Genomic DNA, 24,188 nt, shown 5'->3' with positions numbered 1-24,188 from the left:
TGGCGTTGCCGGTATGGCGACGGACCGTCCGCTTGAACCACAGCGAATATATTGAACAATTGCCTGGTGCGTATTGAGGTTAAAATGCGTCTGGTTCAGCTCTCCCGTCAGTCCATTGCCTTCCCTTCCCCGGAGGGAGCGTTACGCGAACCCAATGGCCTGCTGGCGCTCGGCGGCGATCTCAGTCCGTCGCGTCTGCTTATGGCCTATCAGCACGGGATTTTCCCCTGGTTTTCGCCGGGCGACCCGATTTTATGGTGGTCCCCCGATCCGCGGGCGGTGCTGTGGCCCGATCAGTTCCATCTCAGCCGCAGCATGAAGCGTTTTCACCAGCGATCGCCCTATCGCGTGACGCTGAACCACGCGTTTGGCCAGGTGATTGAAGGTTGTGCCGACAATCGCGATGAAGGGACATGGATCACCTCCAGCATCGTCAAGGCCTATCACCAGCTGCATGAGCTTGGCCATGCGCACTCGATTGAAGTGTGGCAAGGCGAGACGCTGGTGGGAGGAATGTACGGCGTAGCGCAAGGCGCGCTGTTTTGCGGCGAGTCAATGTTCAGCCGCGCGGAAAATGCGTCGAAAACGGCCTTGCTGATATTCTGCCAGGCGTTTATCCGCGACGGTGGGAAATTAATCGATTGCCAGGTCCTGAATAAGCACACGGCATCGCTGGGCGCCATCGAAATCCCCCGCCGCGATTATCTTGATGCGCTGTCGGTATTGCGCGCCCGTCGCCTGCCGGAAAGATTCTGGGTGCCCCGGGTGCTATTTACCGGCGATGTGTAAATGTTTTCAGCACATTTTTTACCGTGATGGTATAATTGCGCAGTAGAGTAGCTTCTGCCTGTTGCCCCGCCGCCGTTTGGGAATAATAAGAGTCAGATAACGCCCATCGTTCTGTCGCTCCCCTTTACGTTTGCGCCTGTCATGCGGCTTATCCGTGTGAATTCCGGGCAATGCGCCAAAACTACTTCAATGATTTTACCCTTAATAATTTTGGATGCGTCAGGTGGCACCGCAAAGCGCCTGTCTGCGTCAATAACTATGTAACCGAGTGAGCGAAGGCAGCCTGAAAGATAAAGTGCACAAACGTAAACCTTTACTTACTCGCTGAACTTCGGCATTATCTTGCCGGTTCAAAACTACGGTAGTGATACCCCAGAGGACTAGATGGCCAAAGAAGACAATATTGAAATGCAGGGCACCGTACTTGACACGTTGCCTAACACAATGTTCCGCGTAGAACTGGAAAACGGTCACGTGGTAACTGCGCATATTTCCGGTAAAATGCGTAAAAACTACATCCGCATTCTGACGGGCGACAAAGTGACTGTTGAGCTGACCCCGTACGACCTGAGCAAAGGCCGCATTGTCTTCCGTAGTCGCTGATAGTTTTCCGCCCTCGTGGCGTCAGATGCTGAAGGCCGGGATAATTCCCGGTCTTTTCATATCTGCAGCCGGCTAAAAGCGACATAAAAAAACCGGCCCGCAGGCCGGTTTTTGCTATCACGGAGCGGCATTAATGTGCCGTTTCTGGTTTGTGCTTCTGCGCGCTCTGGAAGTCATAAGTCAACGCGCCCTTCTCTTTATCCAACGCAACGGTGACCTGTCCGCCGTCCACCAGTGAGCCGAACAGCAGTTCGTTAGCCAGCGGTTTCTTCAGGTTATCCTGAATCACGCGCGCCATCGGACGTGCGCCCATTGCCCGGTCGTAGCCTTTTTCTGCCAGCCAGTCACGCGCTTCCTGGCTCACTTCCAGCGAGACGCCTTTCTGATCCAGCTGAACCTGCAGCTCGACGATAAACTTATCCACCACCTGATGGATCACCGTCGTGGACAGATGATCGAACCAGATAATGTTGTCGAGACGGTTGCGGAATTCCGGGGTAAAGATCTTCTTGATCTCATCCATCGCATCCGGACTGTTATCCTGCTGGATAAGACCAATCGATTTACGCTCGGTCTCACGTACGCCGGCGTTGGTCGTCATCACCAGCACCACGTTGCGGAAGTCCGCCTTGCGGCCGTTATTGTCGGTCAGCGTACCGTTATCCATCACCTGCAGCAGCAGGTTAAAGACGTCCGGATGCGCTTTTTCGATCTCATCAAGAAGCAGTACCGCATGCGGATGTTTAATCACCGCATCGGTCAGCAGCCCGCCCTGATCGAAACCAACGTAGCCCGGAGGCGCGCCAATTAAGCGGCTGACGGTATGACGTTCCATGTATTCAGACATATCAAAACGCAGCAGCTCAATGCCCAGCGCTTTCGCCAGCTGCACGGTAACCTCGGTTTTCCCGACTCCGGTCGGCCCGGCGAAGAGGAAAGAGCCGACGGGCTTGTGCTCGTGACCGAGGCCCGCGCGCGCCATCTTAATCGCTTCGGTTAACGCTTCGATCGCTTTGCCCTGGCCGAAGACCAGCATTTTCAGGCGGTCGCCGAGATTTTTCAGCGTATCGCGATCGCTCTGAGAGACGCTCTTCTCAGGAATACGGGCAATACGCGCCACCACGGACTCGATATCCGCAACGTTGACGGTTTTCTTCCGTTTGCTGGCCGGCATTAACCGCGCCCGCGCACCGGCTTCATCAATGACGTCAATAGCCTTATCCGGCAGATGGCGATCGTTAATGTATTTCACCGCCAGCTCCACCGCCGCACGCACCGCTTTCGCGGTATAGCGCACATCGTGGTGCGCTTCGTACTTCGGCTTCAGGCCGTTGATAATCTGCACCGTCTCTTCCACGGAAGGTTCGGTAATATCTATCTTCTGGAAGCGACGAGCCAGCGCCCGGTCTTTTTCGAAGATGTTGCTGAATTCCTGATAGGTTGTGGAACCCATCACCCGAATCTTGCCGCTGGAGAGCAGCGGTTTAATCAGATTAGCGGCATCGACCTGGCCGCCTGATGCCGCGCCCGCACCGATAATGGTGTGGATTTCATCAATAAACAGAATGCTGTTGGTATCCTGCTCAAGCTGTTTAAGCAGCGCTTTGAAACGTTTTTCAAAATCGCCGCGATATTTCGTGCCCGCCAGCAGGGAGCCTATATCCAGCGAGTAGATGGTGCAATCGGCCATGATTTCCGGCACGTCGCCCTGAACGATCCGCCAGGCCAGACCCTCGGCAATCGCGGTCTTACCCACGCCGGACTCACCCACCAGCAGCGGGTTATTTTTACGGCGGCGGCACAGCACCTGAATCGCGCGCTCCAGCTCTTTGTCGCGGCCGATCAGCGGATCAATTCCGCCGACGCGAGCAAGCTGATTAAGATTGGTGGTGAAGTTTTCCATACGTTCCTCCCCGCCTGCTTGCTCTTCATTGCTGGGCTGGCTTCCGCTGTTATCGGAAGACTGGCTCGGCTCGTCTTTGCGTGTACCGTGAGAGATGAAGTTGACGACGTCAAGACGGCTCACTTCGTGTTTACGCAGCAGATAGGCCGCCTGTGATTCCTGCTCGCTGAAAATCGCGACCAGAACGTTAGCGCCGGTCACTTCGCTGCGGCCGGAGGATTGTACGTGGAAGACGGCACGCTGCAGCACACGCTGAAAACTCAGCGTCGGCTGGGTGTCACGCTCTTCTTCCGTGGCGGGCAGAACGGGTGTGGTCTGTTCGATGAAGGCTTCAAGTTCCTGACGCAGCGCCACCAGGTCCACGGAACACGCTTCAAGCGCCTCGCGGGCCGAGGGGTTGCTGAGCAGCGCCAGCAGCAAGTGCTCGACGGTCATGAACTCATGACGGTGCTCGCGCGCTCTGGCGAAAGCCATGTTTAAACTGAGTTCCAGTTCTTGATTGAGCATAGGCACCTCCCCCAATTTTCACGCCTGTCTTCAGGCTTTCTCTAGCGTACACAGCAATGGATGCTCGTTCTCCTTCGCGTATTCATTCACCATCGCGACTTTGGTCTCCGCCACTTCTGCGGTAAATACACCACAAATCGCTTTACCTTGATAGTGAACCGTCAGCATCAGTTGCGTTGCACGTTCTACATCATAAGAAAAGAATTTTTGTAACACGTCAATAACAAACTCCATTGGAGTGTAGTCATCATTGAGCAATATCACTTTATACATAGATGGTGGTTTAAGCTCATTACGAACTTCGTCTTCTACCAGCTGATCGAAGTCCAGCCAATCTCTCTTACTCATCGTCAGTATTCATCATCGGTTGCTGTTGCCAACAGGCGGCGGCCTGTCGATGACCAGAGGCTATGCACAACGCAAATCTACAATAGATCATAGATAACTATCATCTATTACTTCCATCCGCGATGTCTGTCACATTCCCCGGCAATAGCGTTAACTGCTTCAAATTTTGACGCATTTTTCGCCTCCCACTACCGTCAATTGCTTGACGCATTTCCGTATTTCTCTAAATTGTACTAGCGAGAGTTGGCGAGCATTTGAACAACTCGTCACTCCACCACCGGTTCATTCCATCTTACTTATAAAGATTTACGAAGGATGTCGAAGTATGGAAATGGGTACTGTTAAGTGGTTCAACAATGCCAAAGGGTTCGGCTTTATTTGCCCTGAGGGCGGCGGCGAAGACATTTTCGCCCATTACTCCACCATCCAGATGGATGGTTACAGAACGCTTAAAGCCGGACAAGCCGTTCGGTTTGATGTTCACCAGGGGCCGAAAGGCAATCACGCCAGCGTGATTGTTCCTGTGGAAGCAGAAGCGGCTGCATAACTCTTTTGCTTCATTGTGTACATCCTGCCAGTAAAATGCCAGTCCTTCTGACTGGCATTTTTTTGTTTCTACTCGCGGGCCAGCGCATCCACCGGATCGAGGCGCGCGGCATTTCGCGCCGGCAGCCAACCAAACAGCACGCCGGTTAGCGTCGAGCACAAAAACGCCGTCAGCAGCGCCAGCGGAGAAAAACCGATCTCCCAGCCGGGTAAAAACAGCTGCAGAACCACCGCGATCATCAGCGATAAGGTCACGCCGAGCGCGCCGCCGACCAGACAGACTAAAACAGCCTCAATCAGAAACTGCTGCAGTACGTCGCTGGCCCGCGCCCCGACCGCCATCCGAATCCCAATTTCACGCGTTCGTTCGGTCACCGACACCAGCATGATATTCATAACGCCGATACCGCCCACCACCAGCGCAATCACCGCAACCAGCGTCAGAAACAGCTGTAATGTATGTGTGGTCCGTTCCGCCGTTTTCAAGATGCTGTCCATATTCCAGGTAAAAACATCTTTTTTGCCATGGCGCAACTCAAGCAAACGCAGCAGCTGCTGTTCGGCGGCGGCGCTGTCATACCCTTCCCTCACGCGAACGGTAATCGAATTGAGCCACGATTGCCCCATCACTCTCCCGGCCATGGTGGTGTACGGCAGCCAGACACGGAGGATTTTACTGCTGCCGAACATCGACTGCTTCTCATCCGCTACCCCGACGATGGTCGCCGGCATATTGCCGACGAGGATTATCTCCCCGACAACTCGCGTTTTGTGCGGAAACAGCTGGCGACGCGTATTGCTATCCAGCACCACCACCTGCGCCCGACTGTTGAGCTGCAGCTCGTTAAACGTATTGCCTTCGCTAAAGGTCATGCCGTAGACATTAAAATACTGTGGCCCGACCCCTTCCGCGCTGGCGGCAACATCGATGTTGTCGGCACGCAGACGCAGGCTTTTCGACACCGCGGGCGTCGCCGAACTCACCCACGGCTGCTTCTGAATGGCCAGCAGATCGTCATATTTCAGCGCCTGCTGATAGCGGGGGTCGTCATCGCCAAAATCTTTACCGGGATAAACATCGATCGTGTTGGTGCCAATCGCACGAATATCCGCCAGCACCATCTGCTTCGCCGCATCGCCGACCACCACGATCGACACCACCGACGCGATGCCAATAATGATGCCGAGCATGGTCAACAGCGTGCGCATTTTATTCGCCGCCATCGCCCGCCAGGCCATCACCAGCGCTTCACGAAAACCGCTGGTAAACTGGCGCCATGCGGAAGGCTCTTCACCGCCCAACGGCCGGGCTACCCCGCCGCTGACCGGACCTTTCGCCGGCGGGTTACGCACAATTTCCCCATCGTGGATCTCAATGATCCGTTCGGCCTGCGCCGCCACCTGCGGATCATGGGTGACGATAATCACCGTATGCCCCTGCGATTTCAGCTGGTGCAGAATCGCCATGACCTCTTCACCCGAGCGGCTGTCCAATGCGCCGGTCGGCTCATCGGCCAGAATCACCTCCCCGCCATTCATCAGCGCGCGGGCGATACTGACCCGCTGCTGCTGGCCGCCGGAGAGCTGCGAAGGTTGATATTCCGCTCTCTCTCCCAGACCAAGCCGCACCAGCAAATCATGCGCCCGGGCCAGACGTTCTCGTCGCTCGGCCCCGGCATACACCGCCGGGACTTCAACATTCTGCGCTGCCGTCAGGTGCGAGAGCAGATGGTAACGCTGGAAAATAAAACCAAAATGTTCCCGTCGCAGGCGGGCCAGCGCATCACCGCTGAGCGAGGAGACATCGGTTCCGGCAACGCGGTAGCTGCCGCTGGTCGGCTTATCGAGACAGCCAAGAATATTCATCAGCGTCGATTTTCCTGAACCCGATGCTCCGACAATCGCCACCATTTCACCAGCGGCAATGCTCAGCGTCACGCCCTTGAGCACGTCAACACTGCCGTCGCCGGAGAGGTAGCTGCGGCGGATATCACGCAGTTCCAGCAACGCCGTCATTTTGCCGTCCCGCTACGACTTTCGCCGACGATCACTTCATCGCCTTCTTCCAGCCCTTTCACCACCGCCACATCGGTATCGTTGCGCGCGCCGATAGTCACTTCGCGCTCTTTCACCTCGCCGGTGCGTAGCAGCCGCACGTGGTAACGGTTATCGCCGATGGCATCGCCCAGCGCGCTGAGCGGGATGGTGATGACATTTTTGACTTCCGCCATCTGGATATGTACCTGGGCCGTCATCTCCAGGCGCAGGATCCCCTGCGGGTTCGGCACTTCAAAGCGAGCGTAATAGAAAATGGCGTCGTTGACTTTTTCCGGGGTAGGTAAAATATCCTTCAGGCTCCCCTCGTAGCGGGTCAGCGGGTCGCCGAGCACGGTAAACCAGGCTTTTTGCCCCGGGCGAAGGTGGATCACGTCCGCCTCAGATACCTGAGCTTTGACCAGCATCGTGCTGAGATCGGCCAGGGTCAGGATATTGGGCGCCTGCTGGGCGGCAATCACCGTTTGCCCCTGCAGGGTGGTAATTTGCGTCACTTCCCCGGACATCGGCGCCAGAATCCGCGTGTAGTCGAGGTTGGTTTTGGCGGTATCCAATGTCGCCTGATTACGCTTTATCTGCGCTTCAATGGTACCAATCTGCGCCTCTTTCACCGCCAAATCCGTCGCCGCCGTATCCAGCTCCTGGCGGGAAACCAGCTGGCGTTGGGCCAGCTGCTGCTGGCGAGCCAGGGTGACCGCGGCAAGCTTACGTTCGGCGCGCGCCTGATTCAGCTGGGCGCGCAGTTCCATCAACGTCGCGTCGACTTCTTTGATCTGGTTTTGCGCCTGCTCAGGGTCAATCACCCCCAGCAGCTGATCCTTCTGAACCTTGTCGCCGATATTCACGCGCAGCGTTTTTAACTGTCCGCTGACCTGCGCCCCGACATCGACTTTGCGCAGGGCGTCCAGTTTGCCGGTGGCCAGCACGCTCTGCTGTAAATCGCCTTTACGCACCACTAATGTCTGATACTGCGGCAGCGGCGCATTGAGTATCCGCCATCCCCAGAAGGCCAGCGCCAGCACGATAACGACCAGCAGCCACCAGACTTTCCTGCGTTTTCCATTGAGCTTCATAAAAATTCCTGATGTTTTCACTCGCAGAGCCAGGTGGTGATTCTATCCGCAGAGGGTAAAAACATAACGCTAAATTTGAATCATTCTTATTGTCACCACGCTTAGTCTGCCCGACCGCGCGCCAGCCACAGCACGCGGGAGAACATTTTTTTCAGCAGCGTCGGCACCGACTCCACGCCGCGGCGACCGGCCTCCATCGCCACCTCAATGGCCAGATCCGGTTTTGACGAGCGGTGAATCGCCTTGGTAATCACCCGTCGCATATTCATCGGCACATTCGCCGGTAGCTGCGCCACCCGATGATAAACATCGTTAAAGCCCTGGCGATACATAAAGTGCTCCATGTCCAGCGCCGGAAGCGTGGTCAGGTGCTCGCGTTCAAGATCGCGATCATCGTTGAGCAGGCCACGAACCGTCGCCGCATATTTTTTCCCCGCCTCATCGCCGTCGACCAGCACGTGCCATTGAATTCCCATCCGACGGGCAAACTTGATCAGCGGCTTCAGCCCCGACTGAGCAAATTCAATGACCTTGACCCCTTCAGCATCAAAATGATGCCCGCACTGCCGGGCCAGTTCGTTGATAACCCAGGTCTCGGTCTCCCCTTCAACCAGCAGCCAGCAGCGGGCAAACAGTGAGGAGGAGCGGTTAAAGCGAATGTGAAAAGCGATGCGCCGGCTGTCTTCCGCATTCATTCCCCCAGGCCCAAGCCGCCAGGCCGATACGCGCGAGGATTCGCGCACCAGTCGGCAGACGTGTTCCACCGGCGTCAACGACAGGAGTTCGCCGGAGTTGGTGGTCGTGACGCGCTGCAGCGGCAGCAAATTCAGTAAATGCCAGGCTACCGACAGCATAATGGGATGCAGACGCGTTTCCGGATCTTCAATCAACAGCAGAGGCCGCGCGTCGCGGTCGAGCCTTACCGTCCCTTTGGCCTGTAGCAGGGTTGAAAACAGGCCAAGCAGGATCACCCGATGGCTACGGCCGCCGGGCTTATCAATCATTCGGTTAATAATATCCAGGTAACGCCAGCTACGCTGTTCGTCATGCGAGTGACGACGCATCAGGCGGTGACGAGATTGCGCGCTACTCTGCTCGGCAAAATAGTGCTCCAGCAGTTGCACCATAGCCGATAGCCCCTGGCGTATCTGACTATCGGTTAAATTTTGCGGGTGATTCACCAGCTCACGAGAGAGAAAATCCAGCTGGCGAGCGGTTATCTCAATCTGCGGCGAGTGCGGAACGGCATCATTATGAATGCGCCGCATAAAGCGCGCATCGCGCAGACGCAGAACCGGCATCAGCCGCACCAGGTGGCGCACCATTTCGTCAATATCGTCCAGCGCCAGCGCCTCGCCTCTGCTGTTGATAAAGCTGCGCAGCGTCATGACGCTGTTGTCATCGGTCAGTTCGCCTTCCAGGCGATAAAAAATACGCTGATAGCCATCCTCGCAGGGCACCCAGCAGTCGCTCAGCGGACGAAAACGGCGCACCCGATGGTGGCCTGGCTCATTCTCGCGGAAGGTCAAAATGATATGCAGATGATGTTCACGTCCCTGAACATCGCCCGGCGGAAACCAGAAATCATCGCGGACGAAGTGATAGAGCTCAAATTCCGGCGAAAGCAGTAGCGTCAGCGCATCCAGCAGGCTGGATTTACCCCATGCATTCTCGCCGATCAGAACGTTATTTTGCTCCAGCATCAGCGATAAACGATTGATGCCGCGAAAACCGACGATTTCTACCCGCTCAAGATGCATATCTCCTCCGCTCAGTCACCACTTTCTCCTTCAATAATCAGCAGTATAGCGAGACATGCGTAAACATGACACTACCGGCCTAAACGCGGCCCCGAGCCGACGAGTGACATTGCCCTGGTTATGATTATTAACCGTGCTATTTATTCTGAAAATAATTCATTCGCCAAAGTGGTTATCTTTATTATTTTTGTTCTACACTTTTGTGCAATCACCAATGGTGCAAGGATTAAGATCACATTGCCCTAAATCAAATTAAATCTAGTTATTTAGCTAGCCGCAGGATGACGATCGTCCATAAAATAGCGTCGCTTTATTTTTATCGTTATCCTTTATGTCGATAAATAAAGATCGGCACACAATCCGTGCCCGTTTACATTATTCTTTTGAGGTGGTTATGTTCAGAAAATTAGCAGCGGAATGCTTTGGTACATTCTGGCTTGTGTTTGGTGGGTGCGGTAGCGCCGTGCTCGCCGCAGCCTTCCCGGAGCTGGGAATTGGGTTTGCCGGGGTGGCTTTAGCCTTCGGTTTAACTGTATTAACCATGGCATTTGCCGTCGGTCATATTTCCGGTGGGCACTTCAACCCGGCGGTCACTTTAGGTCTGTGGGCCGGCGGTCGTTTCCCGGCGAAGGACGTGATTGGCTATATTATTGCCCAGGTGGTTGGCGGTATTATTGCCGCTGCCGTTCTGTATGTGGTGGCCAGCGGTAAAGCCGGTTTTGATGCCGCAGCCAGCGGCTTTGCTTCCAACGGCTTCGGAGAACATTCGCCTGGCGGCTACTCCATGCTGTCCGCCATTGTGATTGAAATTGTCCTGACCTGCGGCTTCCTGCTGGTCATTCATGGCGCAACGGATAAAAACGCACCGGCCGGCTTCGCGCCCATCGCGATTGGCCTGGCGCTAACCTTAATCCACCTGATCAGCATCCCGGTCACCAATACCTCGGTTAACCCGGCGCGCAGCACCGCCGTGGCGATTTTCCAGGGGGGTTGGGCGCTGCAGCAGCTGTGGTTATTCTGGGTGATGCCTGTTATCGGCGGTATCCTCGGCGGCGTGTTGTACCGTACTCTGCTGGAAAAACGCAATTAACCCTTTATCTGGTTTCACGCAAGGCCCGGCAATGCCGGGCCTTTCTTTTCAGGCACAGCTTTACTCGGTTCTCTGATTTGGGTAGTGTCAGTGGCGCTCACCTCATTCTGCAAGGACCAGATCGTTCATGTTTTCGGGATTATTAATCATTCTGCTGCCATTGGTTGCCGGCTACCTTATTCCTCTGCGTCACCCTTCAGTACTAAAACTTATTACGCGACTGTTGAGCTGGATTGTCTACGTGATCCTCTTTTTCATGGGGATTAGTCTCGCCTTCCTCGACAATCTTTCCAGCAACCTGCTGTCCATTCTTCATTATGCGGTGGTCAGCGTGGTGGTTATTCTGCTGTGTAATATTGCCGCATTAATGTGGCTCGAGCAGAAAATGCCGTGGCGTCACCAGCACCGGCAGGAGAAATTACCTTCGCGCGTCGCAATGGCCATGGAATCTCTGCAGCTGTGCGGCGTGGTGCTTATTGGTTTCCTGATTGGTCTGAGCGGTTTGTCATTTTTACAGCATGCCACCGAGGCGAGCGAATATACGCTGATCTTCCTGCTGTTCCTGATTGGTATTCAGCTGCGAAATAATGGAATGACTTTACGGCAAATAGTACTTAATCGTCGCGGCATGATTGTGGCAGTGGTCGTCACGGCGAGTTCATTAGCCGGCGGGGTGATTAACGCCTTTATTCTCGACCTGCCGCTGAAGACCGGCCTGGCCATGGCCTCCGGGTTCGGCTGGTATTCGCTCTCCGGGATCCTGATGACTGAATCCTTTGGACCGGTCATCGGCAGCGCCGCATTCTTCAATGACCTTTCCCGCGAGCTGCTGGCCATCATGCTGATCCCGGGCCTGGTTCGCCGCAGTCGCTCCACGGCATTAGGGCTATGCGGCGCCACCTCAATGGACTTTACCCTGCCGGTTTTACAGCGTTCCGGCGGCGTCGAGATTGTCCCTGCCGCCATCGTCCACGGTTTTGTTCTGAGCCTGCTGGTGCCGGTGCTGATCGCCCTCTTCTCGGCCTGAAGCATTCAGCGCCCTCACTCTGCCCCCGGCGATGGTATTCGCCGCGCCCGGGGGCACATCGCCCTGGTCTTGATCTGTACCTCCGTGGCGGTAGCCCACCGCGGCCAAATTTGCGCTAAATCAATCTCCCTTTAAATTGTATCAGAAATACCTTTTCTCCCTTCTTTTACCGGCATAACCTTAAACATGTATCTCAAATATAACTTTAAAAAAGGTGTGACCATGTTTTGTGTGCAATGTGAACAAACCATCCGTACCCCGGCAGGGAACGGCTGCTCTTACGCGCAGGGTATGTGCGGTAAAACGGCAGAAACGTCCGATCTCCAGGATCTGCTGATTGCTTCCCTACAAGGTCTGTCCGCATGGGCGGTAAAGGCCCGTGAATATGGCATCATCAATCATGATGTTGATAATTTTGCCCCGCGCGCATTTTTCTCCACGCTGACCAACGTTAACTTCGATTCCCCGCGTATTGTTGGCTACGCGCGTGAGGCGATTGCCATGCGCGATGCGCTGAAAGCACAATGCCTGAGCGTTGATGCGACCGCCAGCGTCGATAACCCGATAGCCGATCTGCAGCTGGCGAGCGACGATCTCGGCGACCTGCAGCGCCAGGCGGCGGAATTTACCCCCAACAAAGACAAAGCGGCTATTGGCGAGAACATTCTCGGCCTGCGTCTGCTGTGCCTGTACGGCCTGAAAGGCGCAGCGGCCTATATGGAGCACGCGCACGTTCTCGGTCAGTACGACAATGACATTTATGCGCAGTACCACAAAATCATGGCCTGGTTAGGCACCTGGCCCGCCGATCTGAACGCTCTGCTGGAGTGCTCAATGGAAATCGGCCAGATGAACTTCAAAGTAATGAGCATTCTGGATGCCGGTGAAACCACTCAATATGGCCATCCGACCCCGACTCAGGTCAACGTCAAAGCGACCGAAGGCAAGTGCATCCTGATCTCTGGCCACGACCTGAAAGATCTCTACAATCTGCTGCAACAAACCGAAGGCACCGGCGTCAATGTCTATACCCACGGTGAAATGCTGCCGGCGCACGGCTATCCGGAGCTGCGTAAATTCAAACATCTGATCGGTAACTACGGTAGCGGCTGGCAAAATCAGCAGGTAGAATTTGCCCGCTTCCCTGGCCCTATCGTGATGACCTCGAACTGCATTATCGACCCGACCGTTGGCGCCTATGATGACCGTATCTGGACCCGCAGCATTGTCGGCTGGCCGGGCGTCAATCACCTCGAGGGGGATGATTTTGCTCCGGTTATCGCTCAGGCACAGCAGATGGCGGGCTTCCCGTACAGCGAAATTCCACACCTGATCACCGTCGGCTTCGGTCGCCAGACGCTGCTCGGCGCCGCGGATACCCTTATCGACCTGGTGAGCCGTGAAAAACTGCGCCATATCTTCCTGGTCGGCGGCTGCGACGGCGCGCGCGGTGAACGTAACTACTTCACCGATTTCGCCACCAGCGTCCCGGATGACTGCCTGATCCTGACCCTGGCCTGCGGTAAATACCGCTTTAACAAACTGGACTTCGGCGATATCGAAGGTCTGCCGCGTCTGGTCGATGCCGGTCAGTGCAACGACGCCTACTCGGCGATTATTCTGGCGGTCACCCTCGCGGAGAAACTGGGCTGCGGCGTCAACGATCTCCCGCTCTCGCTGGTGCTCTCCTGGTTTGAGCAAAAAGCGATTGTTATTCTGCTGACCCTGCTTTCGCTGGGGGTGAAGAACATCGTGACCGGTCCAACCGCGCCGGGCTTCTTCACGCCGGACCTGCTGGCGATTCTCAATGAGAAGTTTGGCCTGCGTTCAGTGACCACCGTAGAAGAAGACATGCAGCAGCTGCTAAGCGCGTAAGGAGCGAGAGAATGACCATGCCAACCCATCAGTGCCCGTGGCGGATGCAGGTTCATCACATCCATCAGGAGACGCCGGATGTCTGGACGATTTCGTTGCTCTGCCACGACTATTATCCGTACCGTGCCGGGCAGTACGCGCTGGTGAGCGTGCGCAATTCGGCAGAGACGCTGCGCGCTTATACCCTTTCGTCGACGCCGGGGGTCAGCGAATACATTACGCTGACCGTTCGCCGGATTGACGAGGGAGCCGGCTCACAGTGGCTGACCCGTCAGCTCAAACGCGGTGATTATCTCTGGCTGTCCGACGCGATGGGTGAGTTCACCTGTGAAGATAAAGCGGAAGACAAGTTCCTGATGCTGGCCGCCGGCTGCGGCGTGACCCCGATTATGTCGATGCGCCGCTGGTTGGCAAAATATCGTCCACAGGCCGATGTGCAGGTGATTTACAATGTTCGCTCGCCTCAGGATGTGATTTTCGCCGATGAGTGGCGACAGTACCCGGTGACGCTGGTGGCGGAAAATAACGCTACCCACGGTTTTGTCGCCGGGCGTCTGACCACGGAGTTACTGAAAAGCGTGCCGGACCTCGCAACCCGTACGGTAATGACCTGCGGACCTGCGCCCTATATGGATTGGGTCGAGCAGGAAGTGACCGCCCTTGGCGTAACGCGCTTCTTTAAAGAAAAGTTCTTTACGCCGGTTGCACAAGCGGCCACCGCCGGACTGAAGTTCACCAAACTGCAGCCAGCGAAGGCGTTTTATGCACCGGTCGGCACCACGCTGCTGGAGGCGCTGGAAAGCAACCAGGTGCCGGTGACCGTCGCCTGCCGCGCGGGGGTGTGCGGCTGCTGCAAAACCAAAGTGGTTTCTGGTGAATATACCGTCAGCAGTACCATGACGTTAACCGATTCGGAAATCGCTGAGGGTTACGTGCTGGCCTGCTCCTGCCATCCGCAGGGGGATTTGGTTCTCGCCTGATCGTAGAGTTGTCCGACCTACGAGAGCCGTTGTCGTTTTGTCGGTCGGGTCAACACCGCGCCACCCGACACAAATGCCCGGTGGCGCTAACGCTTACCGGGCCTACGAGAGTCGCTGTAGACCGGATAAGCGCAGCGCCATCCGGCAATTCCTCATCGCCAGACCGAATTTCCCACCACCGAGAAACGCCCCGCCCCAAGACAGGCAATCGCCAGCGCGCCAATAAAGAAATAGACCAGACTCTCAATTGCCCAGGCCCCGGTTTTATCCAGCGATCCGGTTTCGCCCATTCCCACCATCAGCCACGCCACGATCATCGTAAACGCCAGTACCAGCGCCGCCGGACGAGTAAGGATCCCCAGAATCAGCAGACAAGGCGCAACCACCTCCCCCACCAGTACGCCATAGGCGATAAAACCGGGCAATCCTTTGGCCACCAGCATACCGCTAATGCCGTCCACGCCAGCAACAAGCTTATGCAATCCGTGAAACAGCATCAGCCCACCCACTGCAAGTCGTAACAAGAGTTTGCCGACATCATCATGTGAAAACATTTTATTAACAGCATTTAACAGCGATTTAACCATTTGAAATGATTCCTGTTTACCGTCTGGTGTGTCGACACAATATGCGGGATTTGCGAACAATAAAACCAGCGGAAAATGAGGGGGACCGGCGGGCGGAACGGTCAGTTTCATCTAAGCTTGTAAGCGTTATCACAAAAAGGAGATGGAGAACCATGAAGCAAACTGTGGCGGCATACATAGCAAAAACACTTGAACAGGCCGGCGTAAAACGCATATGGGGCGTCACCGGCGACTCCCTCAATGGACTGAGCGATAGCCTGAACCGGATGGGCACCATTGCCTGGATGCCCACCCGACATGAAGAGGTCGCCGCCTTTGCGGCAGGCGCCGAAGCGCAGTTAACCGGTGAACTGGCGGTTTGCGCAGGTTCGTGCGGCCCGGGTAACCTCCATCTGATTAACGGTCTTTTTGACTGCCATCGCAACCACGTTCCCGTGGTGGCCATCGCCGCCCATATTCCCTCCAGTGAAATCGGCAGCGGCTATTTTCAGGAAACCCATCCGCAGGAGCTGTTCCGCGAATGCAGCCACTATTGCGAGCTGGTCTCCACGCCAGAGCAAATCCCGCAGGTGCTGGCAATAGCGATGCGCAAAGCGGTGATTAACCGTGGCGTATCGGTGGTCGTGCTGCCCGGCGACGTGGCGCTGAAAGCCGCGCCGGAGAACGCCAGCACTCACTGGTACGCTGCGCCGCTGCCGACGGTCACGCCGCCGGAAGAGGAGATCAAAAAGCTGGCGCAGGTACTGCGCTATTCCAGCAATATCGCCCTGCTGTGCGGCAGCGGCTGCGCCGGCGCGCACGCCGAGCTGGTCCAATTTGCCGCGAAATTAAAAGCCCCTGTCGTTCATGCCCTGCGTGGCAAAGAGCACGTTGAGTATGACAACCCCTATGATGTCGGGATGACCGGACTGATTGGCTTCTCCTCAGGTTTCCATACCATGATGAATGCCGATACCCTGGTGCTGCTTGGAACCCAGTTCCCCTACCGGGCCTTCTACCCCACCGACGCCAAAATCATCCAGATTGATATCAACCCCGGCAGCATCGGCGCCCACAGCAAAGTCGATATGGCGCTGGTCGGCGATATTAAATCCACGCTCGGCGCGCTGCTGCCGCATCTGGAAGAGAAAACCGACCGCGCGTTTCTGGATAAAGCCCTTGAGCACTACCGCGAAGCGCGTAAAGGACTCGATGACCTGGCGAAACCAAGCGACAAAGCGATTCACCCGCAGTATCTGGCGCAGCAGATCGGCCATTTTGCCGCCGACGACGCAATTTTCACCTGCGACGTCGGGACGCCAACCGTCTGGGCCGCCCGCTATCTGAAAATGAACGGCCGACGCCGCCTGATCGGGTCGTTTAACCACGGTTCGATGGCTAACGCCATGCCGCAGGCGATTGGCGCCAAGGCGACAGCGCCGGATCGCCAGGTGGTGGCGATGTGCGGCGACGGCGGTTTCAGCATGTTAATGGGCGACTTCCTCTCGCTGGCGCAAATGAAGCTGCCGGTAAAAATTATCATTTTTAACAATAGCGTCCTCGGCTTCGTGGCAATGGAAATGAAAGCCGGAGGCTATCTGACCGACGGCACCGAATTGCACGACACGAATTTCGCCCGCATTGCTGAAGCCTGCGGGATCACAGGGATCCGCGTCGAAAAAGCCAGCGAGGTCGATAGCGCGTTACAGACCGCGTTTAGTACCGATGGTCCGGTACTGGTGGATGTTGTCGTCGCCAAAGAGGAGCTGGCCATTCCGCCACAGATCAAACTGGAGCAGGCCAAAGGGTTTAGTCTGTACATGCTGCGCGCCATTATCAGCGGACGCGGCGATGAGGTAATCGAACTGGCGAAAACCAACTGGCTCAGGTAAAACATTCTTTTAGTTAATACCTGAAATCATGCCCGATGCCGTGATGCGGCGCGCCCGAGAATCCCCGACGACAGCACCACGCCTGTCGCCGGGGTCAAAAAAGGCGCGCCACAGCCGCCTGCGGGATGAGCCACCCAGAAGGAAATGCCGTGATAGATTTACGCAGTGATACCGTAACCCGCCCAGCACCCGCCATGCTGGAGGCGATGATGGCCGCCCCGGTCGGAGACGACGTGTATGGTGACGATCCAACGGTAAATGAACTTCAGCGCTACGCCGCCCAGCTGGCCGGTAAAGAAGCCGCGCTGTTCCTGCCCACCGGTACCCAGGCTAATCTGGTCGGCCTGCTGAGCCACTGCCAGCGCGGCGAAGAGTATATCGTCGGCCAGGGCGCGCATAACTATCTGTATGAAGCGGGCGGTGCGGCGGTACTGGGTAGCATTCAGCCGCAGCCGATAGACGCCGCCGCAGACGGCACTCTGCCGCTGGATAAAGTCGCCGCGAAGATTAAACCTGACGATATCCACTTTGCCCCAACTCGCCTGCTGAGCCTCGAAAATACCCATAACGGTAAGGTTCTGCCGCGTGACTATCTAAAAGAAGCCTGGCAATTTACCCGCGAGCGCAATCTGGCGCTGCACGTTGACGGCGCGCGTATCTTCAATGCGGTCGTGGAATACGATTGTGAGCTGCGGGATATCGCCCAATATTGCGACTCTTTTACTATCTGTCTTTCTAAAGGATTGGGCACGCCGGTCGGCTCGCTGCTGATCGGTAGCCACGAGTACATTCGCCGCGCCACCCGCTGGCGGAAAATGGTCGGCGGCGGCATGCGCCAGGCCGGTATTCTGGCGGCGGCAGGCCTCTATGCCCTGCAAAACAACGTCCAACGGTTAAAAGAGGACCACGACAATGCGGCGTGGATGGCCGGGCAGCTCAGCGCAATGGGCGCCGACGTGACCCGGCATGATACCAACATGGTGTTTGTCCGCGTGGGAGAAGAACACGCCGAAGCGCTGGGCGCATTTATGCAGCAGCGCGGCGTGCTGATCAATGCCTCGCCGATCGTGCGCCTGGTCACCCATCTGGATGTCAGCCGCCAGCAGCTTGCGGACGTCGTCGGCCACTGGCAGGCATTTTTGCAGCGCTAAGGAGCCCGGCGTGTCGCAACGAATTCTGGTGCTCGGCGCCAGCGGCTATATCGGCCAGCATCTGGTGCAGGCATTAAGCGAGCAGGGTTACCCGGTGCTGGCGGCGGCACGTCATGTCGACAGGCTGCAAAAACTCAATCTTCCGGGCGTAAGCAGCCATCCGCTCGATCTTAACCAGCCGCAGGGGCTTTCCGCCCTGCTGGCGCAGGTGGATACCGTTTATTATCTGGTGCACGGAATGGGCGAAGGAGGCGATTTTATTGCGCACGAACGTCGGGTCGCGGTCAACGTTCGCGATGCCCTGCGCGTCACGCCGGTCCGGCAGCTGATTTTTCTCAGCTCCCTGCAGGCGCCGGAAGCTGAACAATCGGATCATCTGCGCGCCAGGCAAATCACCGCCGACATTCTGCGGGAATCCGCCGTACCGGTCACCGAACTGCGGGCGGGAATTATCATCGGCGCCGGCTCCGCCGCTTTCGAAGTGATGCGCGATATGGTCTACAACCTGCCGATCCTGACGCCACCGCGCTGGGTTCGCTCGCGAACGACGCCTGTCGCTCTGGAAAACCTGCTCTATTATCTGGTGCAGCTGCTTCACCATCCGGCCAGCGCTCATCGCGTACTGGAGGCCGCCGGACCAGAAATATTAAGCTACCAGCAGCAGTTCACTCGCTTTATGGCAGTGAGCGGCAAACATCGCCTGTTAATCCCGATCCCCTTCCCCACCCGCTGGATTTCGGTGTGGTTTCTCAACGTGATTACGTCGGTCCCTCCGACTATCGCCCGGGCATTGATTCAGGGGTTAAAGCACGATCTGATCGCCGACGATCGCGCCCTGCGCGCGCTGATCCCCCAGACGCTGATCTCCTTTGATGAAGCGGTGCGCCGCACGCTAAAAGAGGAAGAGCAGCTCGCCAACTCCAGCGACTGGGGCTATGACGCCCAGGCGTTTGCCCGCTGGCGGCCGGAGTATGGCTACTATCCTAAACAGGCCGGTTGTACGGTGAGCACCCACGCCAGCGCGGCGGCGCTGTGGCAGGTGGTCAATCAAATCGGCGGCAAAGAGGGTTACTTCTTTGGCAATATTCTGTGGCGGATCCGCGGGGCGATGGACCTGTTGGTCGGCCACCGGCTGGCGAAAGGTCGTCCCGATCGTGCCAACCTACGGACCGGTGATACGGTGGACAGCTGGAAGGTCATTATCGTCGAACCGCAAAAGCAGCTAACCTTATTATTCGGCATGAAAGCGCCGGGTCTTGGACGCCTGAGTTTTACGCTGAGCGACAAAGGCGATCGCCGCGAACTGGATGTCCGCGCCTGGTGGCATCCTCACGGCATGCCCGGGCTGTTCTATTGGCTGCTGATGATCCCGGCGCATCTGTTTATCTTTCGCGGTATGGCGCGACGCATTGCCCGGCTGGCCGAACAAATCACAGGCAAATAGGCAGTATGTGTGGCATTCTTTCATCATTCTCATTGCATCATGAGGAGAATCACGGAAAAATGCGCACGAAATTCTTTTCTGGGACAGTAGGTTGATATGAAGGTACTGGTTACCGGTGCGACCAGCGGATTAGGCCGCAACGCGGTGGAATATCTGCGTCATCAAGGCATCAGCGTCAGAGCCACCGGGCGTAATGAAGCGATGGGCAAGCTTCTGAGCAAAATGGGCGCCGAGTTTGTGCCTGCTGATTTAACCGAACTGGTTTCTTCGCAGGCCAAAGTGATGCTCGCCGGTATCGATACCCTGTGGCACTGTTCAAGCTTTACCTCTCCCTGGGGTACACAGCAGGCTTTTGATCTCGCTAACGTGCGGGCTACCCGCCGTCTCGGAGAGTGGGCCGTTGCCTGGGGCGTGCGTAATTTCGTTCATATCTCCTCCCCGTCGCTCTACTTTGATTATCACCATCATCGCGATGTGCAGGAAGATTTCCGTCCGCAGCGTTTCGCCAATGAATTTGCCCGCAGCAAGGCGGCCAGCGAAGAGGTCATTCATCTGCTGGCCCAGGCGAACCCCAACACCCGCTTTACCATTCTGCGTCCGCAAAGCCTGTTCGGCCCCCATGATAAAGTGTTTATTCCTCGCCTGGCGCAAATGATGCAGCACTACGGTAGCGTCCTGCTTCCGCGCGGCGGCAGCGCGCTGGTTGATATGACCTATTATGAAAATGCGGTACATGCGATGTGGCTCGCCAGCCAGCCACAGTGCGATCATTTGCCCTCTGGCCGCGCCTGGAATATCACCAACGGCGAACCGCGCACGCTGCACAGCATCGTGCAGAAGCTGATTGATGAACTGGGCATTAAATGCCGGATCCGCTCAGTGCCCTACCCGATGCTGGATATTATCGCCCGCAGTATGGAGCATTTTGGCAACAAGTCCGCCAGGGAACCCGCCTTTACCCACTACGGCGTCTCCAAGCTGAACTTTGATTTTACCCTCGATATCTCCCGCGCTCAGCAAGAGCTGGGCTATCAACCCGTGGTCACGCTGGATGACGGCATTATTCGCACCGCCGCCTGGCTGAAGGACCACGGGAAATTACACCGCTAGCCTCAGGTTATCCCTGGCCATACTTTTCCAGCAGCGCATCGGCGATGGCCTGGGTTTCAGCATCGGCGACGCCATCCCAGCGCGCCGGGCGGAAGTGCATCTGAAAGGCCATAATGACTCGTTTCTGTTGCGCCGGGGTCATCTCTGGCGTGACCTGATAGCCATAGCGGGAGAGCGTATCCAGCAGTTCAGCGCTATCAACCGGTTGATACGATGGCCGACCGTTGAGATAAAACGCCACCCGACTGGCATCCGGCCATGCGCCAATACCTTGCCCGGCCAGCTGCCGCCATGGGAATAACGGCCCGGGGTCGTCCTTACGCTGCGGGGCAATATCGGCGTGGGCAACCACGTTTTGCGGCGCAATGTGGTAGCGGGAAATAATATCTTTTGCCAACGGAATCAGTGCGTTAATCTGTGCCGGGTTGAACGGTGTAAAGCTTTTCCCCCCCACGCTCTTCTGCCAGCCGCGGTTCTCCAGTTCAATGCCAATAGACGTATCGTTAATGCGTGTACTGCCGCGCCAGAAGCTAATCCCGGCATGCCAGGCCAAATCTTGTTCCGGCACCAGTTGCCAGATCCGCGGTTTGCCCTGATACAGCGGCGGCTGCTCGGGGATCAGATAGTGGGAGCTGACCTGATTGTCCGTCAGGGTCGCCAGGGAAACGTCAAAGTCATCGGCGGTATAGTGAATGACTAAGACTTTCACTCTCGGGTAGGCTGCCTGCGCCGGATGGCGGGTATCGAGCTGGTAACCGTCGCGGTCAATAATCCCTTTTTCTGCGCTACAACCGGCCAGCAGCAGTAAGAGCGCGATAAGTCCAGAACGTTTCATCGGGAGGTCATCCCGCAACATACGGTGAGTCGGGCCATCAGTCAGATCCTTATATAAACCACCTTCCGCCAATGTCGATAGCGGCTTGACTCATGATAAACCATGAACTCAACGCTGTCTGCCGGTGCCATTTTGCAAATTTCACAGCCTTAATACATAAGGTAAATTTATACTAACCACTGTTTAAAATGAGATTAAGTAGAGTCTTAACTACTCTTTTGAAAAAAGACGCCACAAATCATAAACCCGGAGTCATCTTTTCCTTATCAGTACACGAGTTAGCGATCATAGTTTTGTAGTATTTAGCTTGAAAAAAAATTCACTTGATTCAATCTGGAGCCGCTCATTGGTTAGTTAAAACAAGGGCATGATGATAGCAAGTTAAACAATGGAGATTAAAAATATGAAATATGCAGCTTTAGTGGCAGGTGCAGCATTGTTTTTAACCGCAAACGCATTCTCAGCGGAAATTTTGTCCAAAGAAGATTTCGCCAAAGTGCAGACCCAGTATCAAAAAGTGGGTACCATTTCCTCTACAGGCCAGACCGCTCCTGGCGATGCGCGTGCAGAGTTGCTGAAAAAAGCTGAAGAAAAAGGTGCTGATGTTGTCGTTCTGTCTTCCGGCAACACCGACAAGAAACTTCATGTTTCTGCCAATATTTATAAGAAAAAATAATTAACTTTTCTTTCTGAAGGGGGATTATCGCCAAATGGCGATAATCCCCCTTGTGTATTCCTGACAAGGTTTATTTTTAGATAGCATTTAATATTTACAGCCCCTGCATATCATTATCAGATAGCGCCCCGCGCAAGACCAGCATACTCAAATTCAGATCCACACATTTTAAATTCCGCCGAAATGATTGTGGTACCACGCCACGAAATGATGTTTAACAACCGAAGTTCATTCTGGCGCCGGCGAGTTGGCTATACTTTGCGGACATAAAAACGAGACTAAAATTTACAACCCTGCAGCTGGCAGGCGGCCAAGGAAAAAAGTCATATCGAGCTTCTCTGGGTTGGTCTGTAGCAGTGGTGCGCACACGAGTGCACTCGGTTTTATGAAATCGGTACGGAAGATGTCGATCTGGCGGGAGTCTGCCAGACGGCGCGGGCGCAAGATGCCTTTACTCTCGCCCCAGCGCTGCGGGGATCGCCAGCCTGCCGTAGAGAAGTGCAAGCGCTTCATCCAGCGTGATGCCTGCCACAGGATTTGACGGGCGCCGCCTTACGAACTCATACACAATTAAACGCAATAGGAATACACGCTCCTGACTGGTGAGTTCACGCGCCTGGAATGGGGAAATATGAGCGCAATTTCCCTTTAAGGGCAAAGTATTGCCATCAATAATATGCAGCGAATCGTTAATGGCGTTAAAGAAATCGATTCTGATATGATCTTGCCATATTTTTATAGTGCACAGTTTGGCTTTCCATCCCGAGCCGGCGGGAAACGAGGAATTTTCCCGTTTGCATATTATCAGACACCGATACGGCCAGACTCTCAACATGGACGTCATGCCCCTTAAACCCGTCGAACCAATAGTGCTGCCTGCCGGCATCGGAAAAATATACCGCATAATCATCATCCCGGTTCACCGTCCGGTCGTTTTTTTTCACAAAGCGAGGTAATAATTTCGCCCGCACTGGAGTTTATTATTTGCTATTAAATAATAATACCATTGCAGCGGCGGGCTGTGCTTAGAGCTTATCCCGGCAGGTGTAATTGTTGCCGCCCGTCCGGACACCGACAGGGAGTACGTGAGGAGGGTGAGCACTGCCTGGTTCTGAAATGGCAAATACCATAGCCTGAGGAGACAGGAGCTCTATTTTAAATATAAATCCTATCGCGCCTGATTATTGAATATTTAAGCAGATATATAGTTTTCATTTTACGGAAAACAGATTGTATTGGCGAAAATAAATAGCGTGTGATCGCTGATAAAAAATAGCGCGATCGCTGACAACGCATGGGCCAAAATACACTTGGGGAAAAATGTATTGCCTGAGCTCTAAGAGTCAAGCACATTCCGGAGCCAGTACGCTATGCTTGAACAGAAACTAATAACGTAGTGAGCTTATAAGGAAATCATCATGCGCTACAAACTCGTTGCTTTTATTATCCCGTGCGCGCTCGCGCTGAGTGCCTGTACCACCGTCACACCCGCCTATAAAGATAATGGCACCCGCAGCGGGGCCTGCATCGAAGGTGGGCCGGATGAGGTGGCGCAGAAATTTTACGATTATCAGGTCCAGCATCGGAACAACGACCTGACGGCCCTGCGTCCTTATCTCAGCGACGATCTGGCCAAACTGTTAAACGATGCCCGCCAGGATCCGTCACGCAGCTCGCTGCTGCAATCGAACCTCTTCTCCAGCTCGACAACCCCGGCCGATAGCGCCAGCGTGGCCAGCGCCTCGACCATTCCAAACCGCGATGCCCGCAATATCCCTCTGCGCGTCGATTTAAAACAGGGCAGTCAAAGCTGGCAGGATGAAGTGCTGATGATTCAGGAAGGCCAGTGCTGGGCCGTCGACGACGTGCGTTATCTTGGCATTAACTCCCATGCCCCGGCCGGTTCCCTGCAACAGAGTCTTGAAAAACGCGGATAAGGGCGTGGAACCCACGCCGCT

Annotated in this window: 21 protein-coding genes; 13 read left to right on the top strand and 8 right to left on the bottom strand. The window is 55.5% G+C overall.

The window, feature by feature from the left end; all coding sequences use genetic code 11:
• Positions 1–84: 84 nt before the first annotated feature.
• Positions 85–789 (top strand): leucyl/phenylalanyl-tRNA--protein transferase, encoded by a 705-nt coding sequence (aat, locus tag MC50_RS17140; protein ID WP_032700452.1) that lies wholly within the window; start codon positions 85–87, stop codon positions 787–789.
• Positions 790–1,173: 384 nt separating this feature from the next.
• Entirely contained in the window at positions 1,174–1,392 is a 219-nt protein-coding gene (gene infA / locus MC50_RS17135) for a translation initiation factor IF-1 (RefSeq protein ID WP_002211347.1), read from the top strand.
• A gap of 130 nt (positions 1,393–1,522) precedes the next feature.
• Here the strand turns inward: infA and clpA are convergent, their stop codons facing one another.
• Together clpA and clpS are read right to left on the bottom strand one after the other, a co-directional pair.
• Entirely contained in the window at positions 1,523–3,802 is a 2,280-nt protein-coding gene (gene clpA, locus MC50_RS17130; protein ID WP_032688638.1) for an ATP-dependent Clp protease ATP-binding subunit ClpA, read from the bottom strand.
• Positions 3,803–3,832: 30 nt separating this feature from the next.
• Entirely contained in the window at positions 3,833–4,150 is a 318-nt protein-coding gene (clpS, locus tag MC50_RS17125) for an ATP-dependent Clp protease adapter ClpS (protein ID WP_004860017.1), read from the bottom strand.
• Positions 4,151–4,475: 325 nt separating this feature from the next.
• Between clpS and cspD the strand changes: the two genes are divergently transcribed.
• The gene (gene cspD, locus MC50_RS17120) at positions 4,476–4,697 is read left to right on the top strand and encodes a cold shock-like protein CspD (RefSeq protein ID WP_004860015.1); all 222 of its coding nucleotides are present in this window, start codon (positions 4,476–4,478) and stop codon (positions 4,695–4,697) included.
• 68 nt (positions 4,698–4,765) lie between these two features.
• On the opposite strand, the gene macB is transcribed toward cspD, so the two are convergent.
• The 3 genes from macB to MC50_RS17105 all read right to left on the bottom strand — a co-directional run bounded on the left by macB (position 4,766) and on the right by MC50_RS17105 (position 9,584).
• Positions 4,766–6,712, bottom strand: coding sequence for a macrolide ABC transporter ATP-binding protein/permease MacB (macB, locus tag MC50_RS17115; RefSeq protein ID WP_032700453.1), 1,947 nt, complete (start codon positions 6,710–6,712; stop codon positions 4,766–4,768).
• Positions 6,709–7,824: a macrolide transporter subunit MacA gene (macA, locus tag MC50_RS17110; RefSeq protein ID WP_032688640.1), complete on the bottom strand. Its 1,116-nt coding sequence runs from the start codon at positions 7,822–7,824 to the stop codon at positions 6,709–6,711. The genes macB and macA overlap by 4 nt, the downstream gene beginning before the upstream one ends.
• Before the next feature lie 101 nt (positions 7,825–7,925).
• Positions 7,926–9,584 (bottom strand): ATP-dependent endonuclease, encoded by a 1,659-nt coding sequence (locus MC50_RS17105; RefSeq protein ID WP_032688641.1) that lies wholly within the window; start codon positions 9,582–9,584, stop codon positions 7,926–7,928.
• 394 nt (positions 9,585–9,978) lie between these two features.
• Here MC50_RS17105 and aqpZ point away from each other — a divergent pair, with 394 nt between their 5' ends.
• The 4 genes from aqpZ to hcr all read left to right on the top strand — a co-directional run bounded on the left by aqpZ (position 9,979) and on the right by hcr (position 14,556).
• Positions 9,979–10,674, top strand: a complete 696-nt coding sequence (gene aqpZ, locus MC50_RS17100) for an aquaporin Z (protein WP_047664489.1) — start codon at positions 9,979–9,981, stop codon at positions 10,672–10,674.
• Between the two features lie 127 nt (positions 10,675–10,801).
• Entirely contained in the window at positions 10,802–11,701 is a 900-nt protein-coding gene (locus tag MC50_RS17095; RefSeq protein WP_032688644.1) for a lysine exporter LysO family protein, read from the top strand.
• Positions 11,702–11,923: 222 nt separating this feature from the next.
• Positions 11,924–13,576, top strand: a complete 1,653-nt coding sequence (gene hcp / locus MC50_RS17090) for a hydroxylamine reductase (RefSeq protein WP_047665498.1) — start codon at positions 11,924–11,926, stop codon at positions 13,574–13,576.
• Between the two features lie 11 nt (positions 13,577–13,587).
• Positions 13,588–14,556 carry an NADH oxidoreductase gene (gene hcr, locus MC50_RS17085; protein ID WP_047664486.1) on the top strand — a complete coding sequence of 323 codons (969 nt, stop codon included), beginning with the start codon at positions 13,588–13,590 and terminating at the stop codon, positions 14,554–14,556.
• A 152-nt stretch (positions 14,557–14,708) separates the two neighbouring features.
• Here hcr and MC50_RS17080 read toward each other — a convergent pair whose 3' ends face one another.
• On the bottom strand, positions 14,709–15,143 hold the full coding sequence (locus MC50_RS17080) for a DoxX family protein (protein WP_032695650.1): 435 nt from the start codon (positions 15,141–15,143) through the stop codon (positions 14,709–14,711).
• 152 nt (positions 15,144–15,295) lie between these two features.
• Here MC50_RS17080 and poxB point away from each other — a divergent pair, with 152 nt between their 5' ends.
• The 4 genes from poxB (at position 15,296) to MC50_RS17060 (ending at position 20,719) form a co-directional block, all read left to right on the top strand.
• Positions 15,296–17,014 (top strand): ubiquinone-dependent pyruvate dehydrogenase, encoded by a 1,719-nt coding sequence (poxB, locus tag MC50_RS17075; protein WP_032688647.1) that lies wholly within the window; start codon positions 15,296–15,298, stop codon positions 17,012–17,014.
• Between the two features lie 149 nt (positions 17,015–17,163).
• A complete protein-coding gene (ltaE, locus tag MC50_RS17070) occupies positions 17,164–18,165 on the top strand; it encodes a low-specificity L-threonine aldolase (protein ID WP_047664483.1) in 1,002 nt (333 codons plus the stop codon).
• A gap of 10 nt (positions 18,166–18,175) precedes the next feature.
• Positions 18,176–19,609 (top strand): DUF2867 domain-containing protein, encoded by a 1,434-nt coding sequence (locus MC50_RS17065; RefSeq protein ID WP_047664481.1) that lies wholly within the window; start codon positions 18,176–18,178, stop codon positions 19,607–19,609.
• Between the two features lie 96 nt (positions 19,610–19,705).
• Positions 19,706–20,719 (top strand): NAD-dependent epimerase/dehydratase family protein, encoded by a 1,014-nt coding sequence (locus tag MC50_RS17060; RefSeq protein ID WP_032695647.1) that lies wholly within the window; start codon positions 19,706–19,708, stop codon positions 20,717–20,719.
• Positions 20,720–20,726: 7 nt separating this feature from the next.
• Here the strand turns inward: MC50_RS17060 and MC50_RS17055 are convergent, their stop codons facing one another.
• Positions 20,727–21,554, bottom strand: coding sequence for an N-acetylmuramoyl-L-alanine amidase (locus MC50_RS17055; protein WP_046852926.1), 828 nt, complete (start codon positions 21,552–21,554; stop codon positions 20,727–20,729).
• Positions 21,555–21,957: 403 nt separating this feature from the next.
• Here MC50_RS17055 and yahO point away from each other — a divergent pair, with 403 nt between their 5' ends.
• Positions 21,958–22,230, top strand: a complete 273-nt coding sequence (gene yahO / locus MC50_RS17050) for a DUF1471 family periplasmic protein YahO (protein WP_032688756.1) — start codon at positions 21,958–21,960, stop codon at positions 22,228–22,230.
• Between the two features lie 451 nt (positions 22,231–22,681).
• Here yahO and MC50_RS28670 read toward each other — a convergent pair whose 3' ends face one another.
• Entirely contained in the window at positions 22,682–23,143 is a 462-nt protein-coding gene (locus MC50_RS28670; RefSeq protein WP_052135787.1) for a hypothetical protein, read from the bottom strand.
• A gap of 505 nt (positions 23,144–23,648) precedes the next feature.
• On the opposite strand from MC50_RS28670, the gene MC50_RS17040 reads away from it, so the two are divergent.
• Positions 23,649–24,167 (top strand): lipoprotein, encoded by a 519-nt coding sequence (locus tag MC50_RS17040; RefSeq protein WP_032688652.1) that lies wholly within the window; start codon positions 23,649–23,651, stop codon positions 24,165–24,167.
• Positions 24,168–24,188 lie beyond the last annotated feature (21 nt).

The sequence above is a fragment of the Klebsiella planticola genome, from assembly GCF_000783935.2.
GTDB classification, from domain to species: Bacteria; Pseudomonadota; Gammaproteobacteria; order Enterobacterales; family Enterobacteriaceae; genus Klebsiella; species Klebsiella planticola.
Note: the sequence above shows the minus strand (reverse complement) of the source record. Positions and strands in the feature narration are given on the sequence as shown.

Bases quoted from the DNA above. Each gene is read 5' to 3' on its own strand.
- aat (WP_032700452.1), top strand. From the start codon at position 85: ATGCGTCTGGTTCAGCTCTCCCGTCAGTCCATTGCCTTCCCTTCCCCG.
- infA (WP_002211347.1), top strand. From the start codon at position 1,174: ATGGCCAAAGAAGACAATATTGAAATGCAGGGCACCGTACTTGACACG.
- clpA (WP_032688638.1), bottom strand. From the start codon at position 3,802: ATGCTCAATCAAGAACTGGAACTCAGTTTAAACATGGCTTTCGCCAGA.
- clpS (WP_004860017.1), bottom strand. From the start codon at position 4,150: ATGAGTAAGAGAGATTGGCTGGACTTCGATCAGCTGGTAGAAGACGAA.
- cspD (WP_004860015.1), top strand. From the start codon at position 4,476: ATGGAAATGGGTACTGTTAAGTGGTTCAACAATGCCAAAGGGTTCGGC.
- macB (WP_032700453.1), bottom strand. From the start codon at position 6,712: ATGACGGCGTTGCTGGAACTGCGTGATATCCGCCGCAGCTACCTCTCC.
- macA (WP_032688640.1), bottom strand. From the start codon at position 7,824: ATGAAGCTCAATGGAAAACGCAGGAAAGTCTGGTGGCTGCTGGTCGTT.
- MC50_RS17105 (WP_032688641.1), bottom strand. From the start codon at position 9,584: ATGCATCTTGAGCGGGTAGAAATCGTCGGTTTTCGCGGCATCAATCGT.
- aqpZ (WP_047664489.1), top strand. From the start codon at position 9,979: ATGTTCAGAAAATTAGCAGCGGAATGCTTTGGTACATTCTGGCTTGTG.
- MC50_RS17095 (WP_032688644.1), top strand. From the start codon at position 10,802: ATGTTTTCGGGATTATTAATCATTCTGCTGCCATTGGTTGCCGGCTAC.
- hcp (WP_047665498.1), top strand. From the start codon at position 11,924: ATGTTTTGTGTGCAATGTGAACAAACCATCCGTACCCCGGCAGGGAAC.
- hcr (WP_047664486.1), top strand. From the start codon at position 13,588: ATGACCATGCCAACCCATCAGTGCCCGTGGCGGATGCAGGTTCATCAC.
- MC50_RS17080 (WP_032695650.1), bottom strand. From the start codon at position 15,143: ATGGTTAAATCGCTGTTAAATGCTGTTAATAAAATGTTTTCACATGAT.
- poxB (WP_032688647.1), top strand. From the start codon at position 15,296: ATGAAGCAAACTGTGGCGGCATACATAGCAAAAACACTTGAACAGGCC.
- MC50_RS17060 (WP_032695647.1), top strand. From the start codon at position 19,706: ATGAAGGTACTGGTTACCGGTGCGACCAGCGGATTAGGCCGCAACGCG.
- MC50_RS17055 (WP_046852926.1), bottom strand. From the start codon at position 21,554: ATGAAACGTTCTGGACTTATCGCGCTCTTACTGCTGCTGGCCGGTTGT.
- yahO (WP_032688756.1), top strand. From the start codon at position 21,958: ATGAAATATGCAGCTTTAGTGGCAGGTGCAGCATTGTTTTTAACCGCA.
- MC50_RS28670 (WP_052135787.1), bottom strand. From the start codon at position 23,143: ATGATGATTATGCGGTATATTTTTCCGATGCCGGCAGGCAGCACTATT.
- MC50_RS17040 (WP_032688652.1), top strand. From the start codon at position 23,649: ATGCGCTACAAACTCGTTGCTTTTATTATCCCGTGCGCGCTCGCGCTG.